The organism is Candidatus Odyssella thessalonicensis L13 (assembly GCF_000190415.1).
Lineage (GTDB): Bacteria > Pseudomonadota > Alphaproteobacteria > Paracaedibacterales > Paracaedibacteraceae > Paracaedibacter > Paracaedibacter thessalonicensis.
Genome location: NZ_AEWF01000001.1, coordinates 362478 through 375928 on the forward strand (window position 1 = coordinate 362478; position 13451 = coordinate 375928).

At 40.2% G+C, this 13451-nt stretch carries 12 protein-coding genes; 1 reads left to right on the top strand and 11 read right to left on the bottom strand.

Features of this window, described 5'->3' with window-relative positions; all coding sequences use genetic code 11:
• Window position 1 precedes the first annotated feature (1 nt).
• On the top strand, window positions 2–853 hold the full coding sequence (locus HMO_RS13440) for a hydroxymethylglutaryl-CoA lyase (RefSeq protein ID WP_010297954.1): 852 nt from the start codon (window positions 2–4) through the stop codon (window positions 851–853).
• Between the two features lie 127 nt (window positions 854–980).
• On the opposite strand, the gene HMO_RS0101805 is transcribed toward HMO_RS13440, so the two are convergent.
• The 11 genes from HMO_RS0101805 to secD all read right to left on the bottom strand — a co-directional run bounded on the left by HMO_RS0101805 (window position 981) and on the right by secD (window position 13448).
• Window positions 981–2066: a hypothetical protein gene (locus tag HMO_RS0101805; RefSeq protein ID WP_010297957.1), complete on the bottom strand. Its 1086-nt coding sequence runs from the start codon at window positions 2064–2066 to the stop codon at window positions 981–983.
• A 416-nt stretch (window positions 2067–2482) separates the two neighbouring features.
• The gene (locus HMO_RS0101810) at window positions 2483–3382 is read right to left on the bottom strand and encodes a Rossmann-fold NAD(P)-binding domain-containing protein (protein ID WP_010297964.1); all 900 of its coding nucleotides are present in this window, start codon (window positions 3380–3382) and stop codon (window positions 2483–2485) included.
• Window positions 3369–4487: an aminotransferase class I/II-fold pyridoxal phosphate-dependent enzyme gene (locus HMO_RS0101815; RefSeq protein ID WP_010297967.1), complete on the bottom strand. Its 1119-nt coding sequence runs from the start codon at window positions 4485–4487 to the stop codon at window positions 3369–3371. Before HMO_RS0101815 ends, HMO_RS0101810 begins: the two co-directional genes overlap by 14 nt.
• On the bottom strand, window positions 4484–5062 hold the full coding sequence (locus tag HMO_RS0101820) for a PAS domain-containing protein (protein WP_010297971.1): 579 nt from the start codon (window positions 5060–5062) through the stop codon (window positions 4484–4486). The genes HMO_RS0101815 and HMO_RS0101820 overlap by 4 nt, the downstream gene beginning before the upstream one ends.
• Window positions 5063–5714: 652 nt before the next feature.
• Window positions 5715–6572 carry an oxygen-dependent coproporphyrinogen oxidase gene (hemF, locus tag HMO_RS0101825; protein WP_010297974.1) on the bottom strand — a complete coding sequence of 286 codons (858 nt, stop codon included), beginning with the start codon at window positions 6570–6572 and terminating at the stop codon, window positions 5715–5717.
• The gene (locus HMO_RS0101830; RefSeq protein WP_033444408.1) at window positions 6541–7029 is read right to left on the bottom strand and encodes a tRNA (cytidine(34)-2'-O)-methyltransferase; all 489 of its coding nucleotides are present in this window, start codon (window positions 7027–7029) and stop codon (window positions 6541–6543) included. The genes hemF and HMO_RS0101830 overlap by 32 nt, the downstream gene beginning before the upstream one ends.
• Window positions 7026–8798, bottom strand: a complete 1773-nt coding sequence (locus tag HMO_RS13445) for an extracellular solute-binding protein (protein ID WP_010297980.1) — start codon at window positions 8796–8798, stop codon at window positions 7026–7028. The genes HMO_RS0101830 and HMO_RS13445 overlap by 4 nt, the downstream gene beginning before the upstream one ends.
• Window positions 8799–8997: 199 nt before the next feature.
• Complete coding sequence (locus tag HMO_RS0101840) at window positions 8998–9516, bottom strand: cytochrome c oxidase assembly protein (RefSeq protein WP_010297984.1); 519 nt, start codon at window positions 9514–9516, stop codon at window positions 8998–9000.
• Window positions 9517–9629: 113 nt separating this feature from the next.
• A complete protein-coding gene (locus HMO_RS0101850) occupies window positions 9630–10529 on the bottom strand; it encodes a heme o synthase (RefSeq protein WP_029448177.1) in 900 nt (299 codons plus the stop codon).
• Window positions 10530–10898: 369 nt separating this feature from the next.
• Window positions 10899–11843, bottom strand: coding sequence for a protein translocase subunit SecF (gene secF, locus HMO_RS0101855; protein ID WP_010297989.1), 945 nt, complete (start codon window positions 11841–11843; stop codon window positions 10899–10901).
• A 15-nt stretch (window positions 11844–11858) separates the two neighbouring features.
• On the bottom strand, window positions 11859–13448 hold the full coding sequence (gene secD, locus HMO_RS0101860; protein ID WP_010297992.1) for a protein translocase subunit SecD: 1590 nt from the start codon (window positions 13446–13448) through the stop codon (window positions 11859–11861).
• Between the last annotated feature and the right edge of the window lie 3 nt (window positions 13449–13451).

Genomic DNA, 13451 nt, shown 5'->3' on the forward strand with positions numbered 1-13451 from the left:
TATGCAGAACAAGATTAAGGTTGTTGAAGTGGGTCCCCGTGATGGCCTGCAAAATGAGAACAAAATATGGAGCATTGCCGAGCGGATCCAGATGATTGATCTGTTGAGCCAGTGTGGCTTTGGGGAAATAGAAGTAGGAAGTTTTGTTTCACCGAAATGGGTGCCGCAAATGGCTGATACCGAGGCAGTCTACCAGAAAATTCACAAAACTCCTGACTGCCGTTATTCAGTGCTGGTGCCTAATCAAAAGGGCATGGATACGGCTCTGACTTATAATGTGCGCGATATCTCCATATTTACCGCCGCCTCAGAAGCGTTTAATCAGAAAAATATTAATTGCTCAATTGAGGAAAGTTTTGAACGGTTCACCCCTCTCCTCCATCAAGCCAAAGACCACAATATTCGCGTCCGCGGCTATGTTTCCTGTGTGATTGAGTGTCCTTTCAGTGGCAAGGTTTCTCCTACCTTGGTCGCCACTGTAGCGGAACGGCTCTGGCAATTGGGGTGTGCTGAGATCTCGCTGGGTGATACGATTGGCAAAGGAACGCCTGAATCTACGGTGGCTATGCTTCAAGCTGTTCAAGAGCGTGTTCCTTTAGAGCGTCTTGCGATTCACTGCCACGATACTTATGGTCGAGCAGTTGAGAATATTGAGGCCGCTCTTGCTGAAGGCGTCATGACCATTGATAGTGCCATCACCGGGTTAGGCGGCTGCCCTTATGGCGGAGAAAACGCTAAAGGAAACGTAGCCACAGAGGCAGTTTTGGCTTTGTTGGACCGCAAGCAGCTTCAGCATAGCTTAAATGCCGTTGCCATAGAAAAGGCACGGCAATATGTGTTAAGCTATAGTTAATTCTCTCCTTATACGCCTCTCTCAGAAATCCTCTCTTCGTCTTATTTTTATATACTCTTTTGCAGAAAAAAGTTGAGAGAGTGTAGCGGAGAAAAATTTCTCTCTCAGCTCTTTACCTGTCAAATTTTTACTTTTTGGCAATAGCGAAAAGATTGCCTTTACGCATTCTTCTAAACTCTAAGCCATACGAATCTAATATAAAGGGGTAATTAATATAGCCTAACGGAGTAGTATCCCCTGGGGAAGCTGTGTCACCCTTATATACCCAACTCGTTGTAAGCACTTTTTCTCTTTCTTGGACTATTATCTCATTTATCCGAGTTATCATAGAGGACATAAGTTCTTGCTGTTTGTCGGGTGAAGCGCTTTTATATGCCTCGGTAGCTGAATTCAATTCTTCCTTATATTGAGTGTTTATTTTATTAGTAACTCCTGTCATCCACTTATCATCCAGTATGGTATCCGTATATAAACTGACATCTGAGAAGCCAAACTTATCCATAAAGGTTGTTTTTAGCTTCTGTTCTAAAAGAGTAAGGTCAGTGACAGTCGCCTCCAATTCAGGGTCTGAAGTGTAGGAATATAGCTCAGGTGAAGATTCTTTAGCTAGATAATAGGCAGCACTTGGATAAAATGTATCGATATACAGAGTAATCGTTGAAGAGTTTCTTTTATCATCCACAACAACCGCCCGAGTAAACTTCTCTATCCACCAGGGACTGAAAACTAACACGCCCCCTTCTCTTAAAGACTGGCGAGCTTTGGTGAAAAAATGAGTCGTTAAATGACTAAAACTTATTTTTTCCAAATAAATAATATCCCAAGTATCGTTCTGAAATAGATAGTCTAGGGTTGTAGGCAAATTCAAATCTGCTACATAATCAGGTACAACCTCAGCCTCTATATCTAGCGTATACCAGCCTTTATGCTCATGAATTTCATGAGAACCGTTTATATCAGTCGAATAATAAGGATCTTGAATCGGTTTATGGCCACACGGCAGGAGTAATCTGCGTTGATCAAAGTTCTCTTTTATATATTCTTCAATAGCAAGATTAATAACCGGCTCTGGCCTAGCGGCGCTTTCGGTCTCTCTTACAAGACTCAAACCTTTCATAGATTCATTTAGCTTTTCAGTCTCTTCACCAGCCCAAGTGGTATAGGAATAATTCACAATTAAACTTGCAATTATTATTTTAATAATATTATTCATTCTATCTCTCCTTACCTTAAAATTATTTCCTCCCTCTCTATTTTAAACCACGAGAAAAGTTTTATAAGTTTTAGACTGGTGTAAGGGGGAAGCATAAAAGGCTTGAGCATCTAGGAGCCAAAACACCCTAAAATTTGAGAGCAGAAAAAAATCAAAGCAAGCTTGAAAACCTGGCTCCTTTAAGAAATCTGCTTTAAATACGACGCAAAGTTTATTTATGCTAAAAAATGTTCTACGACAATTCTTTAGTAACCAATTCATGTCCGTATAACTTATTGTATAGCTTTATAGCCAGATAGTAACAGTGGGTTAACTTAGGGATTAGCATTACACTGTAAAATAATAGAATTGAGTTATTTAAAGCTTGAACAGCCATTAACAGGAAAGAAGCATAAAATTTTCGAGAGAGAAAAGAGCTAGCATAGAGTTCGTGACAAGAGAAATTGAGCCATAGCAGCATCCTGGGCTCCAATACCAGAAAGATCAGCAATAATTGTTTTTGCCTTCTCTGCAATACCTACTTTTAATGCTTCTCCAAGTTCTATAAGTGAATTTGAAGAAATAACACCATGTTTTAGAGCTTTCGCCACATCGCCAAATTGGGTAGCTTGCAATTTACTGTCCACAATAACGACATCACTTTGTCCAAAAATATTAAGAGATATTTCGCTCTTGTATTCATCATCGCTACCAAGAGCAATAATTAACTTATTAGAGTCTTCCTGAATGGTATGGATAATAGGCCGGGTTGATGAGGTGGCAGTAAATATTGTGTCACATTTTATGACTAATTCTTCCGCAGAGTCACATATAGCCTCAGTAATACCCTGGACTTTTCTTTTATCTCTAGCATAGAGCATGATGTTGCTACTTGGGTATTTCATCCCTACTAAATAATAAAGCATAGAACTCAAATTACCGCTACCAATAATACCAATGTTTTGTGGTTGCCAGGGGGCAAATTCGCTGGCAATAATGCCAGTAACTGCCGTTCTTAATGTGGTTAGAAAACCTTCATCGTGCAAGATAAGTTTAAGCTTGCCTGTATTAGACGCAAAAACCAACACAACACCATTGCCTCCAAAGGGACTACCATTCACGATTTTAACTACTATATTGTTGCTCCCTTGCCTGTAGGCTGCTTTAATATGACAATCACTGCCATAAAGCGGAAAAAGGAATTGCATTGGAGGGGGTACCAAATAAAGCCCAGATGAGAAATCAATAAAAGCTGACTTTTGAGAATTGATCAGCTCTTGCAGATCTGTGGCAATATTGATCTTCTGCTTGATTTCCTGAAGGTTAAAGATTTTCATGATACAAAAACTCTCTAAATTTCTCAAGACACTGCGGCATATTCCATCTTCCAAATCCAATGCGAAAGTGATTACTTTCATAATTATAGATTGAGGCTGGCATAAGGAGGACGCCTTTCTCTTGTACTAGCCGCTCACAAAAAGAATCTATAACTTCCGAGCCTTTATATCTGACAAAACCGACACATCCACCTTGCGGTTTCACCCATTCAAATAAGTGACTATATTCCATAAAGAATTGATTTAAAAGATTTAGATTAGCTTCTAATATATGGTTATTACGCTCTAGGATTTTATCTTTATTATGTAAGGCTATTAAGCCTAAGATTTCAGCTGGTGCACTGTTACATATGGAAGTGTAGTGCTTCGTGTGCTGTATTTTTTTTAGGATAGCTTGGTCTTGACTGGCAATCCAACCGATGCGAAGGCCTGCCATTCCAAACGCTTTACTCATTACTCCAACTGATAAAGCCTTATCATATAAACATGCTGCGGGGGGCGCCCACTGCTTATTCGGCAAACCGAGAAGTCTATAAACCTCATCAGAGAAGAGCCAAATGCCTTTTGATTCACAAATATCAACTAAACCTTTTAATTCATCCTCTTCTATCACTTGCCCTGTAGGATTATGAGGAAAATTAATAATGATACACTTTGTATTGCATTTTATAGCATATTGAATAGCCTTTAAATCGATCCGCCACTGATGCTCTTCTTTAAGCTGGATTTCCGATATATCTACTTTTTTCAATTTTGGGATTTCAATAAATGACTGATAGCAAGGAGTTAATACAATAACATGATCACTTGGTTCAATTAAGGTATGAAGTGCACAAAATATTGACTCCTCTGCGCCTGCAAACATAAGTATATTATCTTCACTTAATCCTTTATATAGTGTATTAGCTACTGTTTTGCGGAGGATTGACAATCCGGGTGATTCAGTATAGCTAAGCCGCAAATTGTTCCATAATTTCATGTCTTCGGTAGAGGCCATGGACAGAATTTCTACCATGTCAAAACTCTCGGCATCTGAGCAGCATAATAAATATTGAGTAGAAAATTCATGCTTTGCTAAGTAATCTTCAAGCTTGAAAATATTCATCTTGCTCTCCATTCTTTTAAATATTTAAAGACAGTAGCCCGACCAAGCTTCAAAATTTTTGCTATATAGTCAGCAGCATTTCTTTCCTTAAAGGCGCCTGAATCAAATAAATGCTTTGCAATAGCTTTCTTATCTGTATTGCTTAAATGATCATATTCTAACTTATGACTTTGCACATAATTATGAATAGTCACATGCAACTTTTCCTGCCAGTCATTTATAAAGAGCGATTTGGGTTGACCTCCGTTACTCTGCAGAAGAATACGACTTAAATCCTGCATTTTGCTGAAGATAGAGATATCACAGTTTATGCAGAGCAACCATTTCTCCTCAAGAATGATAGAGACTGATTTCACTAATCTTCCATCAAAGTTGATCTTGGGGTATACTATTTTGTCTACGTCGTTTAATCCTTCCTTATCGAGGAGGCTAGGATCATTTACTTTCCTTTTAGAAAGCAAACCATTAATGTAAACAATGGTATCGGACTGAATATTATGGATCACAATCTCTACTAATGGATCCATTAAAAGTACAACTGCGTCACATATTTTAATACAATTAAAGAGGGCCATCTATATACCTCATAGTTTATATATGCAAAAATTTATACTTTTTAGTACACTAAGTCAAAAAGTACTACATGTAAAAATTCCGCTGACTTGTAAGGATTTTATTTTCTTGCCATCCAATACTGGATTGCCCATAGTGTTTACCTGAAGTAAACCAATTTAGCTCAAGGATCATAAACCCAGAGCAGGTTGCACGCCGTGATTGTCCAGTCATTACGCCATAGTCTAACGTAATCTATTCCAAAAGCCACGCAAGATAGAGATTAAGAAATTTGAATATGAGGACTAAGTGGCATACCCCGAACCTCGGAAACTGTTTATCTTTGATCACGCTAGACCATTTAGCTTTATCAATCAGATCAAAGATCTAGTTCAGTTATATCGGATGCTAGTTTTGAAAAATAAAATTAAAACACAATGAAGCCATGAGATTTTCTACTTTCTCAAAAAATTACTACCAAATACTGATAAGCTAAAAATTTTATTTATTAAATGTTTTTTTCTCTCATTTGAGGAATTATTGAGCAAAGAAGTGGCTCAAAATCTAGTTGCCTGAAGGTAGTTTCGCACTTATTAGATAAGTACATTTGTTATCTAAGAGAGTCTGAATAATTGTTGTCAACGAATGCCAAGGGAATTCTATAATTTTTGCCCCTTACCACATGGCCACAGGCGGTAAAGACATCAAGATAGCATCCACATTGCCATTGGTTTTTAAGCCAAACTTTGTTCCCCGATCATAAAGCAAATTAAACTCGGTATAACGACCGCGCTTAATGAGTTGCTTCTGTTTGTCTTCAGCGGTCCAGGGGTCGCGATAATGACGGCGGACCAATTCTGGATAGATTTTTAAGAAAGCAAGGCCCACATCGCGAGTAAAAGCATAATCAGCATCAAAGGAGCCAGTATTGATATAATCGTAGAAAATTCCCCCTACTCCTCGTGCCTCATTACGATGCGGCAGATAAAAATATTCATCGCACCACAGCTTAAATTTTGCATAGTAATCGGGATTATGGCGATCGCAAGCTTCTCGGAAGGCCTGATGGAAATCTCGAGTATCTTCAGCGAACTCAAAAGTCGGGGTTAAGTCTGCTCCGCCGCCAAACCAGGTTTTATGAGTCACGATATGCCGCGTATTCATATGAACAGCTGGGACAAAGGGATTTAACGGGTGAATAACTAAAGATATACCACAGGCCCAGAACGACGGATCTTCTTCTGCACCCGGGATTTCTTTGGCGAATTGCTCGGGGAATTGTCCATAAACTGTAGAAATATTAACGCCAGCTTTTTCAAAGACTCGGCCCTTAAGGATGGACATGGTCCCACCGCCGCCGACACCATTCTGCTGGCTTTTATCGTGCCGTTGCCAAATCTCCCGGCGGAACTGACCTGGAAGCAGATAATCATGATCACATTCTTCTTCCAGTTTCTCAAGCTCAGCACAAATATTATTCCGTAGTTGCGTAACCCAGCGCTCAAATTCCGCTTTCTGCTCTGGCGTTGTCATAAATGTCCCCTCGCTTAAATCCATTCGTTTGCCTTAATGCTTCCCCTAGAACCATCGCTGCCGCAACAGCGACATTCAATGATCTTCGTCCAGGGAGCATGGGAATAATAACGCGGTCGGGTATCGCCTCAAATACAGATTCTGGAACACCCACGCTTTCTTTTCCCATTAAAAGGATATCATTTTTTTGGAAGCTAAAATCGAGAAATGATGTCGCAGCTTTGGTATCCACTAAAATTAACCGTTGAGGAATATTGGCTTTAAAAGCCTCAAAGGAAGCATGGCGCTGAACATTCGCAAGTTCAATGTAATCCATGCCAGCACGTTGGAGTTTTTGATCCTGCCATATAAAGCCACAGGGCTCAATGATGTCCAATGGAACCCCAAGGCAAGCGGCTAAACGCATTAGTGTCCCCGCATTTTGGGGAATTTCTGGCTGGTATAAGGCAAGTCTCATGACTTTGCCCACCACCATTCTGGAATATTTGTGCCAACGTCTTTAGTAATTTCTGGATGAGCGAGGCGATCTTTCCAGAAGGCAATGCATAATGAGTTATCGTATACCCCGGGGACCATATAATACATTCCCATAACGGCCCGGTCGAGAGCTTTGACGCTGGTCATTAATTCATCCTCATCCTTTGCAGACGCCACTTTATGGGCGAGTACGTAAATAGCTTCATTCTTAATGCCGATGTAATTGGAACTTCCGGGTTGATCGGCCATTTTAGGATCAAAATAATAAGTCTGTTCAATTCCAGGGGATAAAGAGTTAGCCCAAGTATGAAGGATCACATCGAAAGTTTTCTCAACAGACTGTTTTTCGTATTGAGAAGTATCGACTTTAGCCACCGTTATATTAATCCCCAGCGGCTTTAAGTTCCGTTGTAACTCAAGAGCTAAGCCTTCGATCCGCGGATCCTTCACACTGAAGGTAAAGGTCAATGGTTGTTTGGTTTTTTGGTTAACCCTAACTCCTTTTTCTATAACCCAGCCCGCTTGCTTCAAAAGCTGATCTGCCTCTGTTAAAATCTTGCGGCGATCGCCTTGCGGAATTTTAATGGAATCCTTAAATATTTCTGGGTCCAGATGGTCTTTAAAGGGTTCCAGCAGAGCTATTTCTTTTGCTGACGGTTGTCCGTAAGGAACGAAGTGAGTATTGGCAAACAAGCTCGTCATAGGCTTAAAGGCGCCATGGTACTGTGTCTTATTAATTTGATGGACATCAAAAGCCATAGCAATTGCCTTACGAACCCGCCGATCCTCAAACACGGGGTTTTTCATATTAAAAATTAAGGCTCTAACGGCTACAGGTCGAGCATGTTCAAGCTGAAGCTTGACAACGTCGCCTTTCCTGACAGCCGGAAAATCATAGGCCGTATTCCAGCTTTTCTGATCCGCTTCCATATAGACATCGATTTCACCGGCTTTTAATGATTCTCTTAAAGTGTGATCACTTTTGAAGTATTCAATACTGATCTCATCGAAGTTGTTCGTCCCTTTCATCAAGGGAAGATCCTCTGCCCAATAGTTCTCTACTCTTTGATAAACAACTTTGCGTCCTAATTCATGCTGCTTAATTTTATAGGGACCTGATCCTGGTATCTCTGTTAGAGTTAAGGACGCAAAATCCTTGTCTTCCAATAAATGTTTTGGCAGAATCACAAGGTTACCCATAATAATCGGTAACTCTTTATCAAAGTTTCCTTGATCATCCGGCTTAAATTTTAGCCTTACTTTTAGATCATCAATCACTTGAATATCGTCAATACGACCATAAAATTTCTTATAACGCGGCAACCCTTTATCGCGCAGAACTTCAATAGAGAACTTTATATCTGCAGCAGTAATAGGCTGTCCATCATGAAACTTAGCCTTTGGATTGATATAGAATGTCATCTCTGAAGCATCTGGCGCCAAATCAACTTTTTCAGCTACCAACCCATACATACTATGCGGGTCATCAGCTGCGCGCCGCATCAAAGTGTCATAACACATTAATAGACCTTCTGCTGGAAAGCCTTTTATGACAAATCTGTTAATAGAGTCAAAGCTACCAATGTTTGCCATCCGCAGCCGTCCTCCTTTAGGAGCCTGAGGATTAACATAGGGCATAAATAATTCCTTGTCCGAGTGTTTGGGGGAACCAAATCTGGAAATAGCCCATTCAGGTCTGGCAAACGCGGAACAGTTTAAAGCCAGCAGCAAAGTAAGTATTTTTTTCATAAGAATTTCTTTTTAAATATTTAAGGTTAACAGTTTAATATTTCACATCTATCAAAAAAACCCCTTTCACTCAAGAAGCATTTTATGCAATTAATCAATCAATTATCACCTTGATTTAGAACAATATTTCTATTTATGAAAATCCTTGGTTAACAGTTAACTCTAATATCCCTTTCCTTTGACAATGATTAGAATGCTTTTAGCTTTTATAAAACGTATAAGATAATGTAATGGTTTGGACGTCATCCATAAAGGGATCATCTGCAAAGGCAGGATCAATATAAAACATTACTGGCATATCCACCCGTTGCCGCGGCATTAGTTGCTGCTCGTCAAAGCAAAAACAAGCAATTTTAGAAAAATATTTTCCCGCTTTATCAGGGGTAACATTGTAGATAGCTATGCCCGTAAGAGGTTGAGGAGAATAATTATAGGCCTCATAAAATGCCATAGAGTTTTCGCCGACATGGACTTTTATTTGGGTCTGTTTAGGTCTAAATTGCCATGATAATTTTGAGTCTATATTCGCATTAAATCGCACGGTGATGATCCTATCCCGGATGCCGGCAGAAGGAGATATCGCCCGTTTCGTGGTTCCCCCAAAGCCAGTTGCTTGGCAAAACATGCGGTACAAGGGAACTGAGGCAAAAGCTAATCCTAACATTCCCAAGGCAAGAAACCCTAGGATAATGGCCAGGTTATTACGCCGCGCTGCCATATTTTAATAGAAACCCGGATAACGAATTAATGCTACTGCATACAGAGTTATGGCTGTGATCAGCAGAACCACTAACAAGGCTTTATTTCTTTGCTTGAGATTTTGATCCATACTTACCTCACTAACGAATCCAGCATTAGGCTTAAGAATATGAGAAACAGGTACAAGATGGAATAGCCAAAAAGCCGCATGGCAATAACTGTAGTATTTGATAAGCGCAATTGGATGGCCATCCCAACAAAAATTAATCCCAAAGCCCCAGCAAACCAACCATATATAAATGATGACATATCAACGTATAAGGGCAGCATCGTAGAAATAACGGTTAAGACAGCATAAACGATAATCTGATTCTTAGTGGACTTTTCGCCTGCGACAACTGGCATCATAGGAACCTTTGCTGCCACATAATCCTGATTGCGATGTAAAGACAAAGCCCAAAAGTGAGCTGGTGTCCACATAAAAATAATCAGAAATAAAATCCACGCCTCAAGAGGCGTTGTTCCTGTAACCGCGGCCCAGCCGACGACAGGAGGTAAAGCCCCGGCTGCTCCGCCAATAACAATATTTTGGGGTGTTCGCCGCTTGAGCCAAAAAGTATAAATGAACACATAAAAAAATATGGTAAAGGCTAACCATGCAGCTGCAATCCAATTTACTGCTACACCCATAATTAAAACTGATAATAGGGATAAAATGGTGCCAAAGGCTAAGGCATTATCGGGATTAATCTTATTTTGGGGTAACGGCCGATTCTGGGTGCGCTGCATAATGAGGTCTATATCCCGATCGTACCACATGTTAAGCGCTCCTGATGCGCCGGCACCCACAGCTATGCATATGACAGCAATTAGTGCTAATAAAGGATGGAGCTTGCCAGGCGCCATAAGCAGACCACACAGCCCTGTAAAAACTACAAGCGACATAACTCGGGGTTTTAACAATATAATATAATCTTCTAATCGTTCAGAGTGATGGTATGAAGTATCTATTTGAGAACTAGCAGTGATCATGTCTGTGTACACTAATGAGGTATATAGCCTATCTTTAACAGAATAAATAAAAATGACAAGCTTGCATCTGCACAAAATTGAAGAAATTATTTAAAATTTATCTCTTATAGAACTAGTTTCAGCCCCTAAAGGATAACAGGTAGAGTTAAGCTTGCCGTTTTCTCTCTCTTATTAAATGGATCCGTTCAGGGGGTCAATAATATTATTCTGATCTAATCGCGCAATTTGAGAACACTCTGCCTTAACACCCTCAATTATTTAGGGGCATAGCTTCCGTTTACTCCTAGCGCGCTAATTTTCGGCTTTTACAATTCCCTTATTTAAGGATATATCATAATTAAAAAGCCCCTCTTTTAGAGGGGCCTCATTTTAAGCTTTTTTTACTGCCACTTCTGGAGCTGGGGTGTCTTCCCCTCGCTTAAGATTTAAATAAAGCAGCAAGGGCGAGGCAAGAAAGATCGAGGAGAATGAGCCGATCATAATACCAATAATAATTGGCAAGCTAAAACTTGAAATCACGCTTCCCCCGAAAAAATACAAGGCAAGTAAGGAGGTCAGCGTCGTAGTGGCCGTCAATACAGTTCTTGACAATGTCTCATTAAGACTTTTATTGATCAAGGCCCCTAGCTCCATTTTTTTATACTTGCGAAGGTTTTCACGAATCCTATCAAAGATCACAATGGTGTCATTGATCGAATAGCCTGCAGTAATCAAAATTGCGATAATTGCGGTCTCATTGAATTCCAAGGGAAAAATAGAGAATAGTGCTAAGATCCCGATGGTATCGTGAACAAGGGCAATGATACCGCATACGGCAAACTGCCACTCAAATCGGGCCGCAATATAAATAAGCATAGCTGCTAAAGCAAAAAGTACTGCCTTCATACTGTTTCGGACAAGTTCTTCACCTACTTTGGGTCCAATTGTTTCAACACGACGGTAATCTTGATCAGCTCCTAAAAGTCCTTTAACTGCATCAATTACCTTTTGTTGCGATTCAGTCTCATTGCTGCCTTCATTGGCTTTCTTTTCAACACGGATCAATACATCGTTCTCAGCGCCGAACTTTTGGATTGCAGTTTCTCCCAATCCAAGAGACGCTAATTTATCTCTTAATTCAGGAATATTAGGCTCCTGATTTAAGCGCACTTCAAAGATGTAGCCCCCTTGAAAATCAATTCCATAATTAAGGCCTTTTGTGCATAGGGTAATTAATGTGGCCGCAATAACAAGAGAGGAAATTAAAAAAGTGACAAAGCGTAAGCCAACAAAGTTAATATTAACATTATGCGGTACTAAGCGTAAATATGCCATAGGTATAACCTCTTTCTATATTGGCAATGATGTTAAGTTACGTTGGCGACGTGCCCAATAGATAACAATTAGACGCGTTAACGACAATGCTGTAAATAATGAAATCACAATACCTAAAGCTAAGGTCACAGCAAAACCACGGATAGGCCCTGATCCAAATTCAAACAATACCGCAGCCCCAATAAGGGTAGTAATGTTGGAGTCTAAAATTGTCATTAACGCTTTGCGATAACCTATATCAATTGCCATTACAGGTTTAGCATTATGCCGTAATTCTTCTTTAATACGTTCATATATTAGAACATTCGCATCTACTGCCATACCAATTGTCAACGCGATACCAGCAATACCTGGTAAGGTTAAAGTCGCCCCTAATAATGACAATGCCGCAAACAGAAGAATCATATTAAAAGCTAAAGCAATATCTGCAAATGCGCCAAACAATGAATAGTTCAGAATCATAAACACAGTCACAAATATGAAGGCAAAAATGGTTGCTCTTTGGCCATCTTGGATTGAGTCAGCGCCTAAGCTTGGCCCTACTGTTCTTTCTTCAATAACATTCAAGGGCGCAGGCAGAGCACCTGCTCTTAACAATAATGCCAGCTCTTGGGCTTCTTTAGGAGTGAATCCCCCACTAATAAATGCGTGACCATCTAATAAAGGTTGTTTAATGTTGGGATGGCTAATAACTCGCCCATCCAAGATAATAGCAAATTGACGATTCACATTATTAGCTGTAATCTCAGCAAATTTCTTTGCACCGACTGAATCAAAGACAATAGAAACGCCGGGTTGTGCTTCATGAAAGTTAAACTGTGCATCAACAAGGCGATCACCCGTGATAGCAATCTGCTTCTTCACAACAACAAAACCTTCACGGTTTTCATGTTCTGTAGCTGGTAAAACTTCTGAGCCCAAAGGTATGGCGCCTTGAGGACGACCATTAGCATCAATATGAATCCCCCCGGCATCATGATCAACCAGACGGAATTCCATTTTTGCCGTTTTCCCAATAAGATTTTTCACCTCAGCTGGGTTATCCACCCCAGGTAGCTGTAGAATAATACGATCACTACCTTGGCGCTGAATTAAGGGTTCTTTGGTTCCTGTTTCATCCACACGTCGGCGAATAACTTCAATTGATTTTTCTAAAGCCTTAGTTTGAATCTGATCGATCTTTTCGTCGGTGAGAGAAATTACTACCCGTCCTGAAGTTTCAAATTCACTATTTAAATCAGCAACGACCTTACGCAGAGCCTTCTTGGCGCTCGTAATTTGACTCGGATCACGGAGCATAAATGTGACGCCTTTGCGATCTGAGGCTAGAGATAGAGACGTGTAACCAAGTTTTTCTGCACGAAGGGCTGTCCGCACTTCATCAAGAAGATTATCGGAATAATCTTTCATTACGGCTTTCATGTCAACTTCAAGCTGTAAATGAGAACCGCCCTGCAGTTCGAGTCCTAAATTAAAGGTATGCTGCAACCAATCAGGCAATTTACTCCGTTGCGCTTCTGACAACATATTAGGCACTGAGAACAAAATTCCCAGAGCACAGACCAGCAGAATTAGTACGGCTTTCCATCGTGCAATTTGTAACATAGA

What these genes read in the sequence shown, in the direction of transcription:
- HMO_RS13440 (WP_010297954.1), top strand. Translation starts at nt 2, where the DNA reads ATGCAGAACAAGATTAAGGTTGTTGAAGTGGGTCCCCGTGATGGCCTG.
- HMO_RS0101805 (WP_010297957.1), bottom strand. Translation starts at nt 2,066, where the DNA reads ATGAATAATATTATTAAAATAATAATTGCAAGTTTAATTGTGAATTAT.
- HMO_RS0101810 (WP_010297964.1), bottom strand. Translation starts at nt 3,382, where the DNA reads ATGAAAATCTTTAACCTTCAGGAAATCAAGCAGAAGATCAATATTGCC.
- HMO_RS0101815 (WP_010297967.1), bottom strand. Translation starts at nt 4,487, where the DNA reads ATGAATATTTTCAAGCTTGAAGATTACTTAGCAAAGCATGAATTTTCT.
- HMO_RS0101820 (WP_010297971.1), bottom strand. Translation starts at nt 5,062, where the DNA reads ATGGCCCTCTTTAATTGTATTAAAATATGTGACGCAGTTGTACTTTTA.
- hemF (WP_010297974.1), bottom strand. Translation starts at nt 6,572, where the DNA reads ATGACAACGCCAGAGCAGAAAGCGGAATTTGAGCGCTGGGTTACGCAA.
- HMO_RS0101830 (WP_033444408.1), bottom strand. Translation starts at nt 7,029, where the DNA reads ATGAGACTTGCCTTATACCAGCCAGAAATTCCCCAAAATGCGGGGACA.
- HMO_RS13445 (WP_010297980.1), bottom strand. Translation starts at nt 8,798, where the DNA reads ATGAAAAAAATACTTACTTTGCTGCTGGCTTTAAACTGTTCCGCGTTT.
- HMO_RS0101840 (WP_010297984.1), bottom strand. Translation starts at nt 9,516, where the DNA reads ATGGCAGCGCGGCGTAATAACCTGGCCATTATCCTAGGGTTTCTTGCC.
- HMO_RS0101850 (WP_029448177.1), bottom strand. Translation starts at nt 10,529, where the DNA reads ATGATCACTGCTAGTTCTCAAATAGATACTTCATACCATCACTCTGAA.
- secF (WP_010297989.1), bottom strand. Translation starts at nt 11,843, where the DNA reads ATGGCATATTTACGCTTAGTACCGCATAATGTTAATATTAACTTTGTT.
- secD (WP_010297992.1), bottom strand. Translation starts at nt 13,448, where the DNA reads ATGTTACAAATTGCACGATGGAAAGCCGTACTAATTCTGCTGGTCTGT.